The organism is Bittarella massiliensis (ex Durand et al. 2017) (assembly GCF_001486165.1).
GTDB lineage: Bacteria > Bacillota > Clostridia > Oscillospirales > Ruminococcaceae > Bittarella > Bittarella massiliensis.
Map to the genome: position 1 here is coordinate 63830 of NZ_LN908974.1, position 21086 is coordinate 84915.

At 57.3% G+C, this 21086-nt stretch carries 17 protein-coding genes, 3 tRNA genes and 2 rRNA genes; 8 read left to right on the plus strand and 14 right to left on the minus strand.

All coding sequences use genetic code 11. The features are described 5' to 3' along the window. Nucleotides 1-139 precede the first annotated feature (139 nt). On the minus strand, nucleotides 140-1360 hold the full coding sequence (locus BN3266_RS00320; protein WP_059002911.1) for an MFS transporter: 1221 nt from the start codon (nucleotides 1358-1360) through the stop codon (nucleotides 140-142). A gap of 70 nt (nucleotides 1361-1430) precedes the next feature. After that, complete coding sequence (locus BN3266_RS00325) at nucleotides 1431-2660, minus strand: MFS transporter (protein ID WP_154668906.1); 1230 nt, start codon at nucleotides 2658-2660, stop codon at nucleotides 1431-1433. A gap of 271 nt (nucleotides 2661-2931) precedes the next feature. Here BN3266_RS00325 and BN3266_RS00330 point away from each other — a divergent pair, with 271 nt between their 5' ends. The 3 genes from BN3266_RS00330 (at nucleotide 2932) to BN3266_RS00340 (ending at nucleotide 5529) form a co-directional block, all read left to right on the plus strand. Further along, on the plus strand, nucleotides 2932-3894 hold the full coding sequence (locus BN3266_RS00330) for a LacI family DNA-binding transcriptional regulator (protein WP_059002916.1): 963 nt from the start codon (nucleotides 2932-2934) through the stop codon (nucleotides 3892-3894). Nucleotides 3895-3963: 69 nt separating this feature from the next. Beyond that, a complete protein-coding gene (locus BN3266_RS00335; protein WP_059002918.1) occupies nucleotides 3964-4911 on the plus strand; it encodes a PfkB family carbohydrate kinase in 948 nt (315 codons plus the stop codon). 63 nt (nucleotides 4912-4974) lie between these two features. Then, nucleotides 4975-5529, plus strand: a complete 555-nt coding sequence (locus BN3266_RS00340; protein WP_059002920.1) for a nucleoside 2-deoxyribosyltransferase — start codon at nucleotides 4975-4977, stop codon at nucleotides 5527-5529. Nucleotides 5530-5665: 136 nt separating this feature from the next. On the opposite strand, the gene BN3266_RS00345 is transcribed toward BN3266_RS00340, so the two are convergent. Next, nucleotides 5666-6238 (minus strand): histidine phosphatase family protein, encoded by a 573-nt coding sequence (locus tag BN3266_RS00345; protein ID WP_059002921.1) that lies wholly within the window; start codon nucleotides 6236-6238, stop codon nucleotides 5666-5668. Between the two features lie 84 nt (nucleotides 6239-6322). After that, nucleotides 6323-6742, minus strand: coding sequence for a hypothetical protein (locus tag BN3266_RS00350; RefSeq protein WP_059002923.1), 420 nt, complete (start codon nucleotides 6740-6742; stop codon nucleotides 6323-6325). Nucleotides 6743-6913: 171 nt separating this feature from the next. Here BN3266_RS00350 and BN3266_RS00355 point away from each other — a divergent pair, with 171 nt between their 5' ends. Genes BN3266_RS00355 through BN3266_RS13655 form a run of 3 tightly spaced genes read left to right on the plus strand, consistent with a single transcriptional unit; the run spans nucleotide 6914 to nucleotide 10659 of the window. After that, entirely contained in the window at nucleotides 6914-8680 is a 1767-nt protein-coding gene (locus BN3266_RS00355) for an NTP transferase domain-containing protein (protein ID WP_075109619.1), read from the plus strand. A gap of 1 nt (nucleotide 8681) precedes the next feature. Next, a complete protein-coding gene (locus tag BN3266_RS00360; protein ID WP_059002927.1) occupies nucleotides 8682-10130 on the plus strand; it encodes an APC family permease in 1449 nt (482 codons plus the stop codon). Further along, the gene (locus BN3266_RS13655; protein ID WP_154668907.1) at nucleotides 10114-10659 is read left to right on the plus strand and encodes a DUF3156 family protein; all 546 of its coding nucleotides are present in this window, start codon (nucleotides 10114-10116) and stop codon (nucleotides 10657-10659) included. The genes BN3266_RS00360 and BN3266_RS13655 overlap by 17 nt, the downstream gene beginning before the upstream one ends. Nucleotides 10660-10822: 163 nt before the next feature. Here the strand turns inward: BN3266_RS13655 and BN3266_RS00365 are convergent. The 5 genes from BN3266_RS00365 to BN3266_RS00385 all read right to left on the minus strand — a co-directional run bounded on the left by BN3266_RS00365 (nucleotide 10823) and on the right by BN3266_RS00385 (nucleotide 16013). Then, nucleotides 10823-10899: transfer RNA gene (locus tag BN3266_RS00365), tRNA-Arg, on the minus strand. Nucleotides 10900-10941: 42 nt separating this feature from the next. Beyond that, nucleotides 10942-11364: a bis(5'-nucleosyl)-tetraphosphatase gene (locus tag BN3266_RS00370; protein WP_059002929.1), complete on the minus strand. Its 423-nt coding sequence runs from the start codon at nucleotides 11362-11364 to the stop codon at nucleotides 10942-10944. A 163-nt stretch (nucleotides 11365-11527) separates the two neighbouring features. Further along, nucleotides 11528-13345: a translational GTPase TypA gene (gene typA / locus BN3266_RS00375; protein ID WP_044992991.1), complete on the minus strand. Its 1818-nt coding sequence runs from the start codon at nucleotides 13343-13345 to the stop codon at nucleotides 11528-11530. A gap of 1140 nt (nucleotides 13346-14485) precedes the next feature. Next, nucleotides 14486-15055, minus strand: a complete 570-nt coding sequence (gene lexA / locus BN3266_RS00380) for a transcriptional repressor LexA (protein ID WP_242861691.1) — start codon at nucleotides 15053-15055, stop codon at nucleotides 14486-14488. A gap of 241 nt (nucleotides 15056-15296) precedes the next feature. Further along, nucleotides 15297-16013: a hypothetical protein gene (locus BN3266_RS00385; protein ID WP_059002933.1), complete on the minus strand. Its 717-nt coding sequence runs from the start codon at nucleotides 16011-16013 to the stop codon at nucleotides 15297-15299. 394 nt (nucleotides 16014-16407) lie between these two features. Here BN3266_RS00385 and BN3266_RS00390 point away from each other — a divergent pair, with 394 nt between their 5' ends. Next, nucleotides 16408-17403 (plus strand): peptidylprolyl isomerase, encoded by a 996-nt coding sequence (locus BN3266_RS00390; protein ID WP_059002935.1) that lies wholly within the window; start codon nucleotides 16408-16410, stop codon nucleotides 17401-17403. A gap of 120 nt (nucleotides 17404-17523) precedes the next feature. Here the strand turns inward: BN3266_RS00390 and BN3266_RS00395 are convergent, their stop codons facing one another. Beyond that, on the minus strand, nucleotides 17524-18969 hold the full coding sequence (locus BN3266_RS00395; protein ID WP_059002937.1) for an MATE family efflux transporter: 1446 nt from the start codon (nucleotides 18967-18969) through the stop codon (nucleotides 17524-17526). Nucleotides 18970-19222: 253 nt separating this feature from the next. Here BN3266_RS00395 and BN3266_RS00400 point away from each other — a divergent pair, with 253 nt between their 5' ends. After that, nucleotides 19223-19972: a class I SAM-dependent methyltransferase gene (locus BN3266_RS00400; protein ID WP_059002939.1), complete on the plus strand. Its 750-nt coding sequence runs from the start codon at nucleotides 19223-19225 to the stop codon at nucleotides 19970-19972. A 305-nt stretch (nucleotides 19973-20277) separates the two neighbouring features. Here BN3266_RS00400 and BN3266_RS00405 read toward each other — a convergent pair. From BN3266_RS00405 to BN3266_RS00425, 4 genes are all read right to left on the minus strand, one after another. Then, nucleotides 20278-20353: transfer RNA gene (locus BN3266_RS00405), tRNA-Asn, on the minus strand. 7 nt (nucleotides 20354-20360) lie between these two features. Then, nucleotides 20361-20477: ribosomal RNA gene (gene rrf / locus BN3266_RS00410) — 5S ribosomal RNA — on the minus strand. 325 nt (nucleotides 20478-20802) lie between these two features. After that, nucleotides 20803-20879: transfer RNA gene (locus BN3266_RS00420), tRNA-Arg, on the minus strand. Nucleotides 20880-20986: 107 nt separating this feature from the next. Further along, a 23S ribosomal RNA gene (locus tag BN3266_RS00425) occupies nucleotides 20987-21086 on the minus strand; the annotation flags it as partial.

Genomic DNA, 21086 nt, shown 5'->3' on the forward strand with positions numbered 1-21086 from the left:
CCCTTCCCGTCAATTGATTTTCCAGACAAAAAGGCGCTTTTCTAAAAAGTTTACAAACGGTTCCCCTTCCAGCGCAAAAAAGCGTCCCCCTGCAAGCGGATACAGGGGGACGCCTGATAAAGGTTTTAGAGAAAAGGGGTCACTCCCCCGCCGCCTCGGTGTGGCTGCCCACCCGGCGGGTGAGGCCCATCAGCAGGAAGGTGCCCACCATCCCCGCCACCGGGATGCACATGGCCGAGAGGAAGCTGACCCGCTGGGCCAGCTGGCCGGCCAGGGCGTTAAAGAGCATCCCCCCGATGGAGGAGGCCAGCCCCGCGTAGGAGATGGCGGTGGCCGAAAACTGGGGGAAATAGCTGCAGGCCATGATGATCTGCACCGTGTAGATGGCGCCGATCAGCAGCCCCAGCAGGAAACTCACCACCGGCCAGAGGAGCTTCTGGTCGATGGCCAGCCCCGCCCCCAGCACCAGCGCCCCCAAAAAGGTCATGGTGATGATGTACTTGCGGGGGGAGAGGGCGCGCAGGATGGCGCCGTTGAGCACCCGGCTGATGATCATCCCCACCGAGTAGCAGGCCATGATGGTGGAGCAGAAGGACACCGGGTAGAGCAGGGCGTCTTTGTTGTTGAGGTAGGTGGGCAGCCAGGTGTTGAAGACCTGGGTGGCCGCCGAGAAGATGGCCATCCCGCAGAGGACCAGCATCTGGGGGGAGGTGACGATCTTTTTGTAGGGGATCTTCACCCGCACCCCCGCCTCGTCCACCCCGGAGACGGCGGGTTCGGGCCGCTTGATGACGGCCATGGTGACAAAGTAGGCCAGGGCCAGAAAGACCACCACCAGACCGAAGGTAGTGTAGGCGGTGTTCCACTCAAAGCCCATCTTGAAGAGGGTGCCGATGAAGACCGGCCCCAGCACCGAGCCCAGCCCGAAGAAGGCGTGGAGGATGCTGATGTACTTGGCCCGCTCGTCCCCGAACAGGTCGGAGATGTAGGCCGCACAGGCGTTGTCCAGCACGCCGGAGACGGTGCCCAGCAAAAAGAGGGCCACCAGCAGCAGCACAAAGGGGGGCGCCATGCCGATGCAGACCAAAAAGCCGCCCATCAGCAAAAACATCAGCCCCAGGGCCTTGTTTTTGTCCAGTCGGTCCACCACCAACACGGTGAGGGCGGTGGCCAGGATCATGCCTGCGCTCTGGAAGATGGAGAAGAGGGACGCCTGGTCAAAGGTCAGTTCGTACCCCTCGATGATGCGGGGCATGGCGTTGCTGAACAGCCCACTGGAAAGGGCGAAGGCCGCCATGAAGGTGATGACGTAGATGGCCGCGATGGTGCGGCGCTTTTTGTTGCTCACGGATTTGTTCAACTCCTACTCTCTCCCGCCGGCAGAGGGCGTAGCGGGGTGGCCCACGGCAGAGGCCGCGGGAAAACAGGGCTTACTGTGCAGTCTGGGGCTCATCCCCCTCGCCGCTGTCGGCGCGCTCCACGACGCGCTTGGTGGTGAGGAGCACCAGGAAGGTGATGAGCAGCGCGACCACCGGGATGCACATGGCCGCTAGGAAGTTGACCTTCTGGGCCACCTGCCCGGCCAGGGCGTTGAAGCACATCCCGCCGATGGCGGAGGAAAAGCCGGTGAAGGCGGTGGCCGAAGCGGAAAAGCGGGGGAAGTACTCACAGGCCATGACAAACTGGGCGGTGTAGATGGCGCCGGTGAGCAGCCCCAGCAAAAAGCCCACCACCGGCCAGAGGTATTTCTGGTCCAGCAGCAGCCCCGCCACCAGCACGCCGGAGGAGCAGATGCTCACCAGGGTGATGTAGTTGCGGGCGGAGATGAACTTGGAGATGTAGCCGTTGATGAGCCGGCTGACGATCATCCCCACCGAGAAGCAGGCCACCACTGTGGAGCAAAAGGAGATGGGGAACAGGTCGGGGTTTTTGTTGTTCAGATAGGTGGGCAGCCAGGTGTTGTACACCTGAAAGCCGGCGTAGAGAAAGCTCACCGCGCAGAGGGAGAGCATCTTGGGGGAGCGCAGCATCTTTTTGTAGGGGGTCTTCAGCCGCTTGCCCGAGTCGTCGATGTTCTGCACCTCAGGGACGGGGCGTTTGATGACCATCATGGTCAGGAAGTAGGCCACCGAGATGAAGATGATCACCAGGCCCAGGGTGGTGTAGGCATTGTTCCAGACAAAGCCCATCCGGGTGAGCTGGCCGATGAAGAGGGGTCCCATCAGGGAGCCCAGGCCGAAAAAGGCGTGGAGGATGCTGATGTAGCGGGCCCGCTGGTCGCCGTAGAGGTCGGACATATAGGAGGAACAGGCGTTGTTGACCACGTTGGAGACAATGCCCATGAGGACAAAGAGCATCAGGATCAAGACGAAGGGGGGCACCGAGCCGATGCAGAAGAGGAAACCGCCCATCAGCAGAAACATGACACCCAGCATCTTGTTCTTGTCCAGTTTGTCCACCACCAGGGCGGTGAAGCAGTTGGCCAGCAGCATCCCCCCGCTTTGGAAAACGGAGAAGAGGGAGGCCTGTTCCAGGGACAGGTTGTAGGTCTCAATGATTTTGGGGAGGGCGGTGCTGAACATCCCGCCGGACAGGGCAAAAGCCATCATAAAGACGATGACAAAGACCGCCGTCACACTCCTTCTCTTTTGATTGGTCACGTGCAATACAACTCCTCACCGGTTGCGCAATCGATTGCACAACTTTCATTGTTTTTATCTTGTCAACTTTATCACTCTGCCCTTCCCTTTGTCAATACATATTTTCACAAAAAATCCTCTTTCTTTCCGACCAATATGCCGATTTTCTCGCGCATTTGCAAAAAACACGCCCTGCCCTCTTGACAGGAAATGCAAAACAAGAGTATCCTTTGAACAGAATGCAACTGATTGCACAAATGTGCAACTGTTTCGAGAGAAAGGAGGAGTGCCCGTGGCAACCTTAAAAGAGGTGGCCAAGCTGGCGGGGGTCAACATCTCCACCGCCTCTCGCGCCCTCAACGATTCCCCCAGCATTTCCGCAGCGACCAAGGTCCGGGTGCGCCAGGCAGTCGAGGAGCTGGGGTACCGCCCCAACCTCAGCGCGCGGGCCCTCTCCGGCAAGGGGACCGGCGCCATCGCCCTGGTGGTCTCGGACATCATGTCCCCGGTCTGGAACATCCTGGCCGGCGGGGCCTGCGATGCCGCCAGCGCCGCCTCGGTGCCGGTGCTCCTCTACTGTGCGGAGACAGACGCCGACTACCTGGACCGGGTGCTCCCCGAAATGATCTCTACCGGGGCCGCGGGGGCGGTCTTGGGCCTCCACCTGAGTGAGGAGGCCCAGCGCAAGACCGAGGCCAGCGGCCTGCCCGCCGTATTGGCCGAGTGTTTCCCCCTGGCCGGACTCCCCGCAGTCTACTCCAGCCGCTACGACGCGGCGCGGGAGGCGGCGGCCTACCTGCAGCAAAAGGGGGCCAAGACGGTGGTGCTGGTCACAGTCCCCGGGTTTGACATGGCCTACAACAAGGGCTGTGCCGACGCCCTAAAGGACACCGGGGCCCGGCTGCGGGTCCTCACCGGCCCCAACACCTACCAGGCCGGATTTGCCCTGGGCTACTCCCTGGCCGACGAGCTGTACGGCCCCACCGGCATCGTCGCCGTCTGCGACGGGCAGGCGCTGGGGGTACAGCACGCCCTGCAAAACCGGGGAGTGCGGGTGCCACAGGACTGCGCCATCCTCTCCCTGGAGGACAGCGTCCTGGCCACCGCCACCTATCCCGGGCTGACCACCATGTCCAAGCCCCTGTACCGCATCGGCGCCAAGGCCGCCGAAAAGCTGCTGTTAAAAATCAAGGGACAGCCGGTGGAGAGCGAGTGTCTCCGCCACACCCTGACGGTGCGCAAGAGCACCCTGTAACGGAGGCATCGCCCCGACTGCCGGCAAAAACGGCTGGGCTGTTTGCCAGTAAGCTGCCGAGGAGGAAGTATGGAAGAAGAAATACTCTTTGTTGGGACCATCAATATGGGGGTCTCCCTCTACCTGCCCGCCGCCCCCACCCTGTGGGACACCGTCAAGGCCGACGAGACCCGTCTGGAGACCGACGGCACGGCCTCGCGCGAGTCGGTCTCCACAGTGCTGCTGGGAGGGCGCGCCGCCGTTTTGGGGCGGGTGGGCAGCGACGCCTTTGGCCAGACCATGACCGAGACCCTGCGTGGCCGCGGGGTGGATGTCCAGGGGATCACCGTCGCAGAAGGGGTCCCCTCGGGGATGATCTTTGTCCACCGCGTCAGGGGGGAACAGGCGCCCGCCCTCATCTACAGCGCTGGGGCCAATGACAGCTACCGGCCGGGCGACCTGGCGGAATTTGAATCTCTGTTTAAAGGGCGGAAGACGGTGGTGATCTCCAACCGGCTGCCCGCCTGTGCGGTGACCGAGGCCGCGGCCATGGCCAAGCGCCACGGGGCCTTTGTCCTCCTCTCCGCCACCCCGGTGGAGCGGCTGCCGCTGGAACTCTACCCCTCCGTCGACATCGTCCTCCCCAACGAGGCGGACGTCTGCACCCTCACCGGCCGGCAGGAGCCCGATCTCAAAACCGCCCGCCTGGCCCTCTCCACCCTTTTGGAGCGGGGGGCCCGCACCGCCATCCTCAAGTACGGGGCCGACGGGGTCCTCATCGCCACCGGGAACGAGTTTTTGACCCTGGGCCAGTCCGAAATGGGGATAGAGATCGACAAAAACGGCGACCGCAACATCTTTGTCGCCGCCCTCGCCCTGGCCCTCAACCGCGGGGAGGGGCTGTACAGCGCCGCCATCTATGCCCAGGCCGCCGCCTTCCTCTCCCGCGCCAAGGAGGGCATTCGCGCCCAGGTCCCCATCCGGGAAGAGCTGCGGGAACACCTGCGCAAAAATCCCATCTTCTCCGAGCAGAACTGAATTTGGTCTGAAATGCCCGCCGGGCTTTTCAAATACATAAACAAAAGAAAAGGAGTCACTATCATGGACAAACCCATCTACACCTTCCTTGCCGGCCCCGACTGCTTCTACCCCGACTTTGAAGAGGTCAAGGCCCAGAAGCAGGCCCTCTGCAAACAGTACGGCCTGACCCCCCTGCCCAATGAGGAGTTCCCCGATGTCATGGAGCCCCCTGTCACCTCCGACAAGGTCTGCTGGATGAACATCAAGCGGCTGGAGCGCTGCGAGCTGGTCTTTGCCAACTTCAAGCACTTCCGTGGCTCCGAGCCCGACGCCGGTACCGTGTGGGAGGCTGTCTACGCCTACGCCAAGGGCAAAAAGGTCTACGCCTACTACGACGAGGAGGACATGATCACCGCCGTCGACAAGTACTACGGCCCGGTCACCTGGAAAGAGGAGACCACCCCCGACGGCAAGGTCATCAAGAAGGCCTACGACAAAGACGGCGCCTTCATCGAGGACTGGGGCAAGATGGTCAACCTGATGATGACCGGCACCTTCCCCTGCATCTGCGGGACCCTGGAAGACGCTCTGGAGCTGGCCGCCAAAGACCTGGGCCTGAAAAAGGTCTCCGAGTAATCCCCCTGCAACAAGTCTCCGTCACCGCGTGAGAACGCCTTGCGCGCCCTCCTCTTGGCGGCGGAACATCTAAAAAAAGAGGTCTGGGAATCTTCCCAGACCTCTTTTTCTGCGCTCGGGCAACAACAGACCTCCCTTAATAGGAGATGTCTGCGACCTCCCACCCGGAAAAGCGCCCCTCTTCAAAAGTCATGCAGACCGCCCAGGGCAGCTTTTCCACCATTTCGGCAAACTGCTCCAGCCCGAAGGCGGGCACAAAGTGGTGGATCAGCACGCAGAGGGCGGTGCCGTGGGTGCCGATCACCAGATCCTCTCCGGGATGGGCGGCCAGGGCGTCTTGCAGCCCTTCCACCATCCGCTCCTCCACCTGGGCGAGGGACTCTCCCCCCAGCAGATGGTAGGAAAAGTCGGCCCACTGGCGGGGGGAAAAGTCGGAGAAGTCCTCGATCCACTCCCCTTCGCCCGCCACCCGGCGCTCCCGAAAGCGGTCGTCGCAGAGGACCTGCAGCCCCCGGCTGGCCGCAAAGGGCTGTACCGTGTCGTGGGCCCGCCGGTAAGGGCTGGAGAGGACCGCCCCCACTGCGTGGCTGGCCAGGTACTCCTCCACCCTGTGCCGCCCCTCCAGGCCCCTGGCAGTCAGGGGCCGCAGGGTGTCGCAGTGAACGCTGTGGTCCGATTCGGCGTGGCGGATCCAGTACACTCTCTGCATCCTATTCCCTCCGTTCAGGCGGCGCTGCCGCCGCTCTGTTTTCCCCTCTATCATACCAGCAGGTCAGGCCGATGGCAACCGGTTTTACCGGCTTGCCTCTCCTTTGGGGCTGGTGTAAAAATAGCTGTTTTTGTCCAGGCAGCTGCACCAGTCCACCCGCTCCAACATCCGGGCGAGTTCCTTTTGCCCAAGTCCGCCGGCAATCGGCGTCAGTTCAGAGAGCCGGACCACCCGGTGGGCGTTCTCCTCAAAATGGGCCCGCACCCGCTCTTCCAGCGGCTCCCTTTTCGGGGCGGGGGTCGGTGTTTGGGGGTGGCGGCTCCAGTACGTGCTCAACAGCAGCCCCACCCGCTTTTGCAGGGCCGGCGTCACCCCCGGCCACCCCGCCGCCTCTGCCGGGGAGAACCCGCGCAGGTCCTCCATCTCCCGCAGGTGGTGGAGCTGGCAATAGCGCACAAAGGGCGCGTATACCTCTTTTGCAAATACCTCTTCAATCAACTGCAAACCAAAAATCAGTCCTTTCGCGTGATGCCACAAGAAGATAGTATACCGACTTTTCCCTGTGCAGACAAGACTTGACATTTCTCTTTTACTTTTCAATAACTTCCCCTTTTATTGACTTTGTTCATTCATGGTGATATATTGAACTTAAAATGAACACTCAGGAGATATATCATGTTAACTCAACCTCAGTTTAAAATCTTAAGCTATCTTTGCGATCACCCCTACATCAGTCAAAGAGCACTGGCCAAAGCGTTGGCACTCTCTGTTGGCGGTGTTAACACCCTCTTAAAAGGGTGTCGGCAGATGGGGTGGATTGCCCCGGACTATACCCTTACCCCTGCTGGAAACCATGCGTTAGAGCCCTATAAAGTCAAAAATGCCATCATTCTTGCTGCCGGCTTTTCTTCGCGCTGCGCGCCGCTCTCCTACGAAAAGCCCAAAGGTCTGTTTAAAGTAAAGGGTGAGGTCCTCATTGAACGGCAGATTCGCCAGTTGCAGGAAGCAGGCATTCTGGATATTTATGTTGTAGTCGGCTACATGAAGGAGCTCTTCTTCTATTTGGAAGAAAAATTTGGCGTCCATATCATTGTCAACGATGAATATATGCAGAGGAACAATCTCTCATCTGTATATGCAGCCAAGGAGTTCTTTGGCAACAGCTATATCTGTTATTCAGACAACTACATTCAGGAGAGCGGATATACCAAATACGCCTATCAATCTTACTACGCGGCTCTGTATTCCGAGGAGTATACCGATGAATACATCATGGCTGTAGATAAAAACGGATTAATCCACCAGTACTATCAAGGAGGCGAAAAGTGCTGGTATCAGATGGGGGAAATGTATTTTTCTCACGATACCGCCCAAAAGTTTCTCTCCCTTTTGGAGCGAGAATACCACTATCCCAGCATATACGATATGAAAATTGACGATTTCTACGCCCGTCACCTCTCTGAGTTACCTATATATATAAAAAAATATCCCCAAGATGCCGTTCTAGAATTTGACACCATTGCAGAAATTGAGCAGTTTGACAATAAGTTTATACAGAATATGGGCGAAAATATCCTGACAAACATCTGCACAGCGCTCCGCTGCAATGACAGTGATATTGCCGATATCCACCAAATCAAGCGCGGAATGACCAACACCATATTTAGCTTTACTGTTGGCAATACAAAATACATTTACCGACATCCCGGCCGCGGAACAGAAAAAATTATTGATCGCAGCCGGGAAGCACGTGCACAAGAGGTCGCTCAAACTCTCGGTTTGGATCCTACATTGATAAAATGTGAACCCTCTAAAGGCTGGAAGTTGTCCTCCTACATTGAAAATGTTCCGTTTGATTACACCAATGCGGATGATGAGCGCAGGGGCGTTGAGCTCATCCGTCGTCTGCACAGCAACCCCACCACACTGGGTTGGTCATTTGATATGCTGGAGAGAGCAGCCGATATGCAGGCCATTGTTTCCAGCGACTATTATGACGCGTATTCCCAATTCAGCACTTTGCGCGAAATGGTTAGCCAGTTGTACGCATTTACAAAACAGGACGGCTATCAGCCAGAAATGTGCCATAACGATGCCTGTGACAGCAACATTCTTTTGGGCAAAAATGGGACTTACTTGATCGATTGGGAATATGCTGGCGACAACGATCCCGCGGCAGACATCGGTTCCTTTATTGTCGGCTGTGAGCATACAGTGGAGGATTGCGAGCGCATTTTAAAACTCTACTTCGGACGCGACCTAACAGATAAGGAGAAGCGCCACTATTACGCCTATATCGCCATCAACGGTTATTTTTTGTTCTCTTGGGCCATCTACAAAGAGAGCACCGGCCAAAATCTCGGAAACTTTACCTATATGTGGTACCAATACGCGCTGAAATACGGAAAAATCGCTTTGCAGCTTTATAAGGGAGGTTGCTAATATGTCAAACAAACCTCCCGTGCGATTGAAGAGAGTGTTGGGATTTGCGCCTGCATATGGAGCTGCCGTTGGCCTTGTCGTCTCTGGGACAGCTATGTTCTCTGTGGGAAATGTAGCCGGCACGACAGGATATGCCACCTGTATTTCCGCTCTCATCGCTTTGGTTCCGATGATGATGACCGCTTTTGCCTTTGGTGAGCTATCCGCTATGCTGCCTGGTGGCGGTATGATCTCTGACTACACCCTACCGGCTCTCGGTCGGTTCTGGGCAACCTTTGCCCTATTGAGCGGCTATCTCATTTTGATTGCTGCTGACGGCGGCACCCAGCTGGTGATGGGCGGGCTCTCTTTGGAGTCGTTATGTGGCGTTCCGCAGTGGGTTGTAACCGCTCTTTTGTTTGGCATTGTAATTGTCATTAACATTGTCAATGTGGACTTTTATGGAAAGATCGAAGCCATCGTCACCATCGCCATGATGCTCGTATTCACCGCTCTGTCAATTGCAGGAAACCTTCACATTGGCGAGTCCTTTGGCGCGACACCCGTGAACCAATTGACTGGATTTCTCCCTGAAGGCGGGTGGGGGACCGTCTTAAATGCCACTGGAACTGCCATCTGGTTCTTTATCGGGTTCGAATTTGCCTGTCCTATGGCTGAAGAGAATAAGAAGCCATACAAAAACATCCCCTATGCTTTGATTATTGGGCTGATCACCATCTATCTCATTGATTCCCTGTTTGCCGTTGCCGCAGTTCGATATACTGACGTGGAGGTGCTGCGCACCTCTGCCATTCCCCAGACGATGGCGGCCCACGCCATGATGGGCAATATCGGTTATATCGCCATGACCGTGCTCACCATCTTGGCTTCCTTTACAACGGCCAACGCCTACCTTGCCTCCCTTCCTCGAATGCTCTACGGCCTCGCCCGCGAACGATTGGTTCCTTCTTTCTTTGGGAAAATCAATCGCAGATTTCGCACACCGGTCTATGGGGTCATCTTTACTGCAGGCATGATTCTCATCACAATTGTCTACATCACCTTTAACGGAGCAGATGCCAGTGTCGTTCAAGGGCTAATCAACACTGCCAGCATCACCTGGATGGTCTCCTATGCCATTGCAATGATAGATGTTTTGGTTCTCAGAAAGAAATACCCTGACTTCCCCCGGTTATGGAAGGCCCCCTGTGCCAAAGTTACCATGTCAATTGGGCTCCTCGGCGTTGTATATGCCATCTATACCCTTCGCGACTACTGGTTTCAAGCATCCCTCTGCATGGCAGCGATTGCACTGTACTGCTTGATATGGGGCAAATTTAAAAAAATCGATTTGTGGCATGCCACAAAGATTCGCGATACCGTATCCGATATTCGGGAGCGCTCTGAATACCTTCCTGTTTGGGATGAAGCGGTAGACCAATGGTGCAAAGAACATGAAACACTCGCCTAAAGTTATAGAAAAGTTTGGCTGTCTGACCGAGTTGCTACAAGAGATCCCCGATATTTCTGTTACTGCTTCTCCCCAAACCCTCAGTGGCCAAATATCAGTTCGACACCATTCGCCGTTGCTCTCTACCCAATATTTCTTTTGCTGCTGTAATCGATTTTGGAGCAAAAACTATGATCTCCTGTACCGGTGTAAATTTCCGTCGGCGTCCTTGCTGTCGTCGGAAATTGTCCTAGATAAAAACAATCAGTTCTCCAGCGCCCAATATGAAGACTCTTCCCTCTTGCATCTGCTCAACACCAACCTTTTATTGACAGATATTTTAAAGGCAGTTGACCTTCGGCAGCTAAATGTCAAAATATCTCCTGAAGAAATCACTTTGGAACTTTCCCCTATGGTCGGGTCAATTGTACAGTTGCTTTTGCCTCCTCTGACTTATTTCATCAAGCCAACACAACAAGAGTTGGTAGCAATTTTTCAAATTTTACAGCTGGTTCTCGCCACCCTTCGGCAAGCCGGTTTTACAGCGTAAAAGTACCGGGATCCACAAATGGATCCCGGTACTTTTATATTGGCAAAAAAGTATGCCTCTATATTTTACATAGATTGAGGAGGTACTGTAAAGTCAATGCCGTAGTTTCATTACAATAAAAAGAAAGCCTGTTGTCAAGGACAACAGGCTTTCCTCACACTTCTGGTGCGCCAAGAGGGACTCGAACCCCCGACCTTCTGATTCGTAGTCAGACACTCTATCCAGCTGAGCTATTGGCGCTTGTAACGTGCTTATATATAATACACCGGCTGCCGACCGTTGTCAAGCCAAATTGCGAGATTTTATATATCGCAAGGCCTTGGCAAAGGTGTGCTTGTCGTTGGAGTAGGTCAGGTGCCCCGGCACCTCGTCCGGCCCGAAAAACGCGTAGTCGGAGATCTCCTCTTCCTGGATGGTGATCTCGGGTTCCCCCACGATCTCGCAGAGGAAGTAGACCACCGTCTTGTGGATGATGGTGCCGATGTCATAGGCCACGCTCTCCCGGAACTTGCCCTGCATCTTCACCTGCACGCCGGTCTCCTCCAAAATCTCCCGGCGGGCCGTCTGCCGCTCGCTCTCGCCGGCCTCCATGTGCCCCTTGGGAAAGGCCCAATGGCCGCCCTTTTTATGCCGAATCAGCAGGAAGCGAAGCTGGCCGCCCTCCTTGGTGTACACCACCCCGCCACACGATTTTTCCCGACGCAAACCGATCTCCCCTTTCCTTTCTCTATCATACAGAAAAGCCCTCTGCTTGGCAAGACGACACTTCTAAAAGGGACGCAAGCAGCAAAATTTCTCCCTTTTGGGCAAGAAAAAGCTCCGGCGCACAGGATTTTCTGTGCGCCGGAGCAGATAATCGCTCGCTCTCTTATTTGCGGTGGGTAATCTTGGCCCGCTGCTGATTGTTCAAGATCTTCTTGCGCAGGCGGATCGACTCGGGGGTGACTTCCACCAGTTCGTCGTCGGAGATGAACTCCAGCGACTCCTCCAGGCTCATCACCCGGGGCGGGGTCAGCCGCAGCGAGTCGTCGGAGCCGGAGGCGCGGGTGTTGGTCAGGTGCTTGGTCTTGCAGACGTTGACCACCAGGTCCTCGGCCTTGGGATTGGAGCCGATGATCATCCCCTCGTACACCTCTGTCTGGGCGGGGATGAAAAGGGTGCCCCTCTCCTGGGCATTGAAGAGGCCGTAGGTGACGGCGGTCCCGGTCTCGTAGGCCACCAGACTGCCCACCTGGCGGGTGGGGATCTCGCCCTTGTACTCCTCATACCCCTCGAAGATGGTGTTGAGGATGCCCTCGCCCTTGGTGTCGGTCAGGAACTCACTGCGGTAACCGAAGAGGCCGCGGGAGGGGATCAGGAACTCCAGCCGCATCCGGTTGCCGGTGGGGTGCATCTCCACCAGCTGACCCTTGCGGGTGCCCATCTTCTCCATCACGCTGCCCACGCACTCCTCCGGCACGTCGATGGTCACCCGCTCCACGGGCTCCATCCGCTTGCCGTTCTCCTCGTGGAAGAGGACGCGGGGGGTGCTGACCTGCAGCTCATACCCCTCCCGGCGCATGGTCTCAATGAGGATGGAGAGGTGCATTTCGCCCCGCCCGGCTACATTGAAGCTCTCGGTGGTGTCGGTCTCGCTCACCCGCAGGGAGACGTCCTTGAGCAGCTCTTTGAAGAGCCGGTCGCGCAGCTGGCGGGAGGTGACGTATTTGCCCTCTCTCCCGGCAAAGGGGCTGTCGTTGACCGAGAAGGTCATCTCGATGGTGGGCTCGGAAATCTTGACAAAGGGCAGCGGCTCCGGCGCGTCGGGGGCGCAGATGGTGTCGCCAATGGTGATGTTCTCCACCCCGGAGACACAGACGATGTCGCCGAACTGGGCGCTGTCCACCGCGTCGCGGGTCAGGCCGTCGATTTGGTAGAGGTTGACCACCTTGCCCCGGCGGGGGGTCTGGTCGCCGTGGTAATTGGTGACCACCACCTCCTGCCCCTGTTTGATGGTGCCCTGCTTGATGCGGCCGATGGCAATGCGGCCCACGTACTCGTTGTAGTCGATGGAGCTGACCAGCATCTGCATCGGCAGCTCGGAATCGCCCTTGGGGGCGGGCACCTTTTCGATGATTTCGTTGAAGAGGGGGATCAGGTTGTCCCCCAGATCGCTGTAATCCAGCGAAGCGGTCCCCTCTCGGCCGGAGCAGTAGACAAAGGTGCTCTGCAGCTGTTCCTCGCTGGCGTCCAGATCCAGGAGCAGTTCCAGCACCTCGTCCTCGATCTCCTCGGGGCGGGCGTCGGGGCGGTCGACCTTGTTGACCACCACGATGATGGTGTGGCCCAGGGCCAGCGCCCGCTCCAGCACGAACCGGGTCTGGGGCATGGGGCCCTCGAAGGCGTCTACCAGCAGCAGCACGCCGTCCACCATCTGCAAGACCCGCTCCACCTCGCCACCAAAGTCGGCGTGGCCCGGAGTGTCGATGATGTTGATCTTGACCCCGTTGTAAAAGAGCGAGGTGTTTTTGGAGAGAATGGTGATGCCGCGCTCCCGCTCCAGGGCGCCGGAATCCATCACCCGGTCGCGCACCACCTGGTTTTCGCGGAAGATGCCGCCCTGTTTGAGCATCTCATCTACCAAGGTGGTCTTGCCGTGATCGACGTGGGCGATAATGGCAATATTTCTCAAATCGTTTCTAGTCAAACTGTGTTCCTCCCCAAGAATGGCTGGCTTTCAAACGGTTTTGGCTCGCTGCCCGCGGCAGGAAAAGCAGCCGGCGGAAGCGCGATGTCCCCTCGTCCGGCTGTACAAGCCCTTTAACTGTCTTATTATACACCGCTGCGCCTAAAAAAGCAAAAATATCTCACAAAAAATAGTCAAAAAATTCATCGCAAGCGCCAAATCTAGTCTTTGTTTTCCCCCTTTTGCCCGCAGTCGACCATATCGTCTTTTTGTGGGCAGATACGGCCCCCAAAAATGCAGAGGGCGGGGCGGCTTTTCCCCATCTCAACTAGGAGGATACCCCTCCTTCTGACAGCCGCTGGGGGGTGATAGGATGGATAAGATACTTCCCTCCTCCGCGATTGTCCGCGACCAAAGCCCACCGAAATAAGGGCTTTTACCCGCTGTCGGCATAGGGCCGAGAGGGCATTCCCTCCTCACAGCGGAGTGTGAGACAGCGGTATGAGCAGCATGTAGAAGCAAAAAAATCGCGAAAAAAGAGGGAGCCACCCTCCCAAATGTAGAGAGTGCGGCTTCCCCCTCTCAATGAAAATCTGGCTTTTCGGCCCTAGCAATCGGCGAGAGTGGCGGGGCAGATACCTTCTTTCCTCATGATCATCTGCGACCAGAACTTTCCAAGAAAAGAGCGCTTTCCTCGCTATCGGCATGGGACGGTCGAAGCGACAGAAAAAAGGGGACATCCCTTCTTTGCTGCGGGGCACGTGGAGGTGGGTGGCGCGCAGAGGAAAAGCCCGTGCAAAGATAGGAGGTACGGCCACCCTAAATGTAGAGGGCAGCGTAACTTCTCCCCATTCCGTCTGGAACCTCCTCCTGGCAGCCAACAAGAGCAATTGGAAAAGATATTTCCTTTCTCCCCCGCAATTGCCCGCGGCCAAAACCCGCTGGAACAAGGGCGCTTTTCCCACTGCCGGCACGGGACGGCCAGAAGAACAGGATAAGGGGGCCATTCTCCCCCTCAGCTAAGCACATGAAGTGCAAGAAGGCGGTATGATTCGGTGTACAGGGGCGGCGGAAAAGGCCTGTGGAAAAGGGACAGGCGACACCAAAAATACAGAGGCCGCCCCAGAAACAACCTGGGACAGCCTCTGAACTGTCGACTTTTTAGTAGTTGCGGATGAGCCGCACCACCCGGCCCAGAATGGCCACGGTGTCGGGGTAGATGGGGGACAGGCGGTCATTTTCGGGCTGCAGGCGAACGCGGCCGTCCGGCTCTCGGTAAAAGCGCTTGACGGTGGCCTCGTCCTCGATCAGGGCCACCACGATCTCGCCGTCGCGGGCCTCAGGCGTCTGCTGCACCAGGATGATGTCCCCCTCAAAGATGCCGGCGCCGATCATGCTGTCGCCCTTGACCCGCAGGGCGAAGAGCCCCTCCCCCCGCAGGTCGCTGACAATGTAGTCCTCAATATTTTGTTGGGCCAAAATGGGGGTGCCCGCCGCCACCGTGCCGAGCAGGGGGATGGCGGCGGTGCGCCGCCCGGTGATGCGGATGCCCCGGTTGGAGCCGTGGACCACCTCGATCTCGCCGTCCTCCTCGAGCATCTTCAGGTACTTGTGGGCGGTGCAGGTCGACTTAAAGCCCATGGCCGCACAGATTTCCCGCACCGAGGGGGGGATGCCCTCCCCCACCTGGCGGTGCAGGAACTCCAGCAGCTCCCTTTTTTTTCGCTCCACCTTTTCCACGGCTCTCACCCTCTCTCTAAAATTCAAATGATTGCTCAGGTTTTTTCACCTTTTATTTACATATCATTCACAACAAATTGGGCTTCGGGGCTATAATAAGAGCAAGCCTAAAGACAATGCCGCAAATGTTTTTAGGACTGCACTATCCTCCTCAAAAGCACCCCTCAGGCTTTTGAATGCCGCCGCCCGCAAGGTTGGCGGCATTTTTTCGCTTTCCGCCCAGCGGCCGCCGCTATTTGAGATAGATGGTGTGCCGGCCCTTTCTCTTTTTAAAGAGGATGCGCAGGGTGATCGCCCCGCCGGCCACCACCGCCAGAATGCCGACGAGAACGGCCGGGGACTGCCAGTTGGCAAACCAGTCATCCCCTTTGGGCTCGGTGGGCAGACGGCTGGGGGTACCCGGTATCTGCGGGTTTTGTATCCCCCCGGCCGCCCGGTCGTAGATGAGGTAGTCCTGTCCCTTGTAGGTCAGGGCGACCCGCCCGTCGTCCCCCTCAAAGGCAAACTCGCAGAAGACCCCGCGGGAGTTGACAAAGAAGGTCACCGCCGCCGTCTCGGCGTTCTCCTCCCCCGCAAGGGTGGAGGCCTGTACCGGCAGGGCGGTGCCGTCCAGCCGGTACGCCCCGTTGTCCAGGGCAAAACTGCCCCACATCTTCTTTTTCAAAGAGAGGACGGCCGCGTCCCCCGGCTGCAGGTCCCGCAGGGCCTCGCCCCGCTCCACCTTGATTTCGCGGCGGACTTCGCTGGAGGGCAAGGGGCTGCTCCCGCCACCGATGGAAGAGGAGCTCTTGAGGATCTCGCTGATGGAGAAGGTGATGCTCCCCTCCCCCACCGAGGTGACCGTTCCCACCGCCAACAGGTCCTGCCCGTTGTGGGTGAAGCGGTAGAGGGCGTCGGCTGCCCGAGCGGGCAGAGACAGCGCCAAAAGGCCCAACAGCACAAGCAGCACTGGGGCGAGGGCAGATCGCCGTGATTGGTTGGATGATTTGTGATGCGTCATGAAAAGTCCTTTCCCCCGGTCAAAAAGCCGGTGGCCTTGGTGCGATATTTACAAATAGTATACCAAAAACTTTGTTCTCTTGCAATTGCGCACTGGGTGTGGAAAACTTTCGCATTTTGCGCAGCGACAATTCCCATGATGTTGGGGTTTTCAACATCGAATTCCACAGCTGTGGAAAATTCATCCGCCAGAATTCCACTGGATTGGATATTACTCGGGGTTTATCTGTCTTTTCCCCGCACCGCCGCTCATTTCGCAAAGGATTTTCACACTTTTCACACAGTCTACACATTGGTTGGGTAAGCTAAAGATGTGCCCAACCACAGAGAAAAGGAGAAGCTATATGCATCTTTCCCAGCGTTTTCAGCGCGTCGCCGCCATCGGCACCGCCTCTCTACTGACCCTCGCCGCCCTGACCGGCTGCGGGGCCAAAAACTCCCCTCTCGTGGTGGACGGCAAAGGCGTCTCCATGCCGGTGGTCATGACCATCGACGGGGACAAGGTCTCGATGGACGAGTACCGCTACTACTTCCTCAACATGAAATACGGCTATGATAACGGCGACGACACCGCCTGGGAAGGGCAGGACGAGGTCAAGGCCCAGCTCTCCGACTACGTGCTCAAGGCGCTGCAGTCCAACCGCGCCATCCGTGCCCTGGCTGACGAGTACGGCCTCTCCCTCAGCGATGAGGAGAAGACCAGCGCCGATAGCCAGCTGGCCTCTGTCAAAGAGAGCTACGACTCGGAAGAGGCCTTCCAGGAGGCGATGACATCCGCCTACCTCACCGAGGACCTCTACCTGCAGCTGATGCAGACCAGCTACCTGCAACAGAAGGTTGAAAACCACCTCTTTGGCGAGGGCGGCACCATGGAGGTCACCGACGAGGTGCTGAGCGAGTTCTTGCAGAAGCGATACGCCCATGTGAGCCACGTCCTGGTGACCAACGAGACCGAGAACGCCGAGGCCCTGAGCCAGGAGATCCTCGAGCGGGCCCGCAGCGGCGAGGACTTTGCCACCCTGGTGAGCCAGTACAACGAAGACCCCGGCCTGACCGAGGACGGCTACTACTTTGGCCCCGGCGAGATGGTGGAGGAGTTTGAAGACGCCTCATTCGCCCTGGCCGAGGGGGAGATCAGCGACGTGGTCAAGACCTCCTACGGCTATCACATCATCAAAAAGCTGCCCATCGATCAGAGCTATATCGACGAAAACCACGACTCCCTGGTGACCGCCTGCAAGGATGCCCTCTTCAACGACCTGTTGGAGGAGAAAATCAGCAAGCAAGAGGTCACCTACAACAAAAACTACGACAAAATCTCGGTGGAGACCCTCCACTAAGACCAGCCGACCAGATGGCACTTGGCGCCACTTTTTCATACTTTCCGGGGAAAGCCCCCTGCTCGCAATGAGCAGGGGGCTTTCTCTGTCTTGACCGCTGTTTCTAAAGATTTGGGTATGTCAGAGGGCATCGTTCCCCTCGGCCACAGGAGACGCGCCACCGGTGACGACCTTTTCCCGCCAGCGGCCGGAGCGGACCCGGATGTAGGCCAGGATGGACTCGGAAGTATAGCTGAAAAAGTAGGCCACCGCCACCGTGTAAAACCCGAGGAGAGAGGCAAAGCTGTACGCTGCGATCATGCGAAAGAGCATCCCCCCAGCGGTGATGAAGGAGACGGCCAGCACGTCGCCCGCCCCCCGCAGCAGCCCTTCACTCATAAACATGAAGGACATGGGGAAGTAGGCGATGCAGAGCATCCGCAGGTACTGGGCCCCCACCTGGATGACGGCGCCATCGCTCTCAGCCTTGATGAAGATGCCGATGAGATCCCCCCCAAACAGAAAGAGAAGGACCGCCATGACCGCACAAAAGGTCATGGACCAGAGGATGCTCACCCGATACCCCTGCTTGACCCGGTCCAGCCGTTTGGCCCCGATGTTCTGGGCACTGTAATTGGCGAGGGCGTTGTGCAGGTTATTGATGGGAAGGGTGAGGAAGAGCTCGATCTTCTGGGCCGAGGTATAGGCTGCCATATAGAGGCTGCCAAAGCTGTTGATGATGCCCTGAATGAGCAGTATGCTTACCGAAATAACAATCCCCTGCAGGGCGGAAGAGGCCCCCAGCTTGACGATCAACCCCAGCAGGTCGGCCCGAAAGCGGCCGAACCCGTGGCGCAGCCCTGTTTGGCCGTCGCCCAGGCGGGCGATGCGGCGCATCAGCAGGGGAAAGCCGATGGCGCAGGTGAACACCTGCCCGATGACGGTGGCCAGGGCCACGCCAAAGACCCCCCAGCCAAAGCCAATGACAAACCAGAGGTTGAGGACAATGTTGAGAAGGCCCCCGGCGGCCATGCAGTAGAGGGGCGTTTTCGAGTCGCCCAGGGCGTTGAAAAGGCTGCCGCCGATGTTGGCCAGGAAGATGAAGAGAAAGCCGATAAAAATGATGGTGAGATAGGTGACGCTGTCGGCAAAGACGTCCTCCGGGGTGTTGAGAAAGCGGAGGAGTGCAGGGGTAAAAAGGACCCCCAAAATGCTGATGAGGATGGAGGTGACAACCGTAAAGAGGACCGAAGTGCTAAAGATGTCCTTGATTTCTCTGCGGCGGCCTTCGCCGAAAAACTGGCCGGTGACAACGGCAACCCCCACCGAAAAACCGGAGGAGACAATGGTGCCCATATAAAAGATGGGTCCGGCGCCGCCGACTGCCGCCAGGGCGCCCGCCCCCACAAACTGCCCTACAATGATGGTGTCGGCCAGGTTGTAGCACTGCTGAAAGATGTTGCCGATGAGGATGGGGATCATGAAAAAAAAGAGGGTTTTCCCCGGCGGGCCGGTGGTGAGGTCGCCGGGAATATAGGGCGGGTGGGCGGAGGGATCTCCGCCCACCCGCCGTTTGAATAGCTGCATCTGTATCCTCCTTGCAGGTCGGGCCGGCACACGGACCGGACAGGTATCGCCTTCGGGCTTTTGGAGCGCCGCGCCCCCAAAAGCCCGATAGAATTTAGTATACAGGAAAGAAAGGACAAGCGCAATCATTCACTATTTTTTCTTTTTTAGTACATTCATTTTTGTGCCTATCGGATATTTCTGCTTCCCTTTTCTTTTCCGCTGTGCTATACTTGGTTTTGTTCGGCTAAACACCAAGACGGAGGAGGCTGTTATGGACAAACTGCAAAACATCTATGACCACCCCGATTTTTACGAGGGATACCGCTCTCTGCGGGAAAACCCGGTCAACTACAATGTCCTGCTGGAACACCCAGCCCTCCTTTCCCTGTTGCCGGATCCCGCGGAAAAGGATGTACTGGACCTGGGCTGCGGCTTTGGGGAGATCTGCGCCCTCTGCGCGCAGCGGGGTGCCCACTCGGTGACGGGGATCGACCTCTCCCAACGGATGCTGGCGGCCGCAGAGCGGGAAAACGGGGGCCGCGGGATTCGCTTTGAGCAGATGGACATGAGCCAAATCGGAGAGCTGGGACAGCGCTTTGACTTAATTCTCAGTTCGCTGGCCGTCCACTATGTGGAGGATTTCGCCGCCCTGGCAAAGAGTGTGGCCGACTGTCTGCGGCCTGACGGCGTTTTCCTCTTCTCTCAAGAACACCCCATCGGCACCTGTCACATCGACGAGACCGCCCCTTATTGGGTATATGGGGAAGATGGAAGGGCCCTCTACCACCCTCTAAACGACTACGGCCGCCCGGGGAAGCGAGAAATCACCTGGTTTGTGGACGGAGTGGTCAAGTACCACCGCACCTTTTCACAGCTCGTCAACGCCCTGACGAACGCCGGGCTCACCATCGAGCGGATGGAAGAGCCCCTTCCCTCTCCCGAGTTGGTGGCGCAGTATCCCTTCTTTGAGAAGGAGTACCACAAGCCCAGCTTCCTGCTGATCCTGGCCCGCAAAAAGTAAAGAGTACCTGATAAACAGAGGGGGCGAAGGGTCGGATTGAGCCGGGTTTTCGGCACTATACATAACTGCGGTGAGGCGGCACCCTCTCCAAAAAAACTGTCCAGCGGCGCTCCTCACGCCCCCCTATCAAAAGACAGAGAAGCTGACAGCGGGCAGATAGAAGATTGAACTGGCGCGCTGCGGATTAGCACAGCACCAAAAAAGCCCCCGCACTGTTATGACAGTGCGGGGGCTTTTCCCTTTTTGGACAGAAGGAGATAGGTCTGGGGCCAAAAAAAAGAGCACCTGCTCGGGTGCTCTACTTTTGGCTCCCCCTGTTGGGCTCGAACCAACGACCCTGCGGTTAACAGCCGCATGCTCTACCAACTGAGCTAAGGAGGAATATTTGTGTCGGCATCGCCCTATTTTTCCAGGCAGCTTCCCGCCAAGTATCTTCAGCGCTGCGTAGCTTAACTTCCGTGTTCGGGATGGGAACGGGTGGATCCTACGCGCCATCAACACCGACTTCGCCAATTGCTCTGCAAGTGGCCTTGACATCTGCCTCAAAGTCCACCGGACTTTGCCTTTGCTTTCGCAAAGCACGGCATCTGTCTTTATATAATGAACGACTTTCGCCGTCATTATTCCTGGTGACCCGTGGGGGAATCGAACCGCGGTTACCGGCGTGGTCGGCCGGTGTAGTAACCGCTTGACCAACGGGCCAAATCAATTGCAGAGCAATTGATTCTGACATTTTCCTCAAAGTCCCAAGGACTTTGATTTTGCGACACGAAATACGAAAAAAGTCCCGGTCAACCCGCTCTACAACCGCCGCCGTTTGCACGGCCTTCTGGTGCGCCAAGAGGGACTCGAACCCCCGACCTTCTGATTCGTAGTCAGACACTCTATCCAGCTGAGCTATTGGCGCCTAAACAAACTGCTTCGCAGCCCGCCGGACTTCCGCCCGGCTCCTTCTGCAAAAATACAGCTTGAAAACTGAATAAAGAAGAATAGACTGAATGAGAACCGCTTCACAAGGTCAAGCCCTCGACCGATTAGTACTGCCCAGCTCAACACGTCACCGTGCGTACACCTGCAGCCTATCTACCTCGTAGTCTTCAAGGGGTCTAACATA

Bases quoted from the DNA above. Each gene is read 5' to 3' on its own strand.
- BN3266_RS00360 (WP_059002927.1), top strand. From the start codon at position 8,682: ATGTCAAACAAACCTCCCGTGCGATTGAAGAGAGTGTTGGGATTTGCG.
- BN3266_RS00335 (WP_059002918.1), top strand. From the start codon at position 3,964: ATGGAAGAAGAAATACTCTTTGTTGGGACCATCAATATGGGGGTCTCC.
- BN3266_RS00400 (WP_059002939.1), top strand. From the start codon at position 19,223: ATGGACAAACTGCAAAACATCTATGACCACCCCGATTTTTACGAGGGA.
- BN3266_RS00345 (WP_059002921.1), bottom strand. From the start codon at position 6,238: ATGCAGAGAGTGTACTGGATCCGCCACGCCGAATCGGACCACAGCGTT.
- BN3266_RS00390 (WP_059002935.1), top strand. From the start codon at position 16,408: ATGCATCTTTCCCAGCGTTTTCAGCGCGTCGCCGCCATCGGCACCGCC.
- BN3266_RS00395 (WP_059002937.1), bottom strand. From the start codon at position 18,969: ATGCAGCTATTCAAACGGCGGGTGGGCGGAGATCCCTCCGCCCACCCG.
- BN3266_RS13655 (WP_154668907.1), top strand. From the start codon at position 10,114: ATGAAACACTCGCCTAAAGTTATAGAAAAGTTTGGCTGTCTGACCGAG.
- BN3266_RS00355 (WP_075109619.1), top strand. From the start codon at position 6,914: ATGTTAACTCAACCTCAGTTTAAAATCTTAAGCTATCTTTGCGATCAC.
- BN3266_RS00340 (WP_059002920.1), top strand. From the start codon at position 4,975: ATGGACAAACCCATCTACACCTTCCTTGCCGGCCCCGACTGCTTCTAC.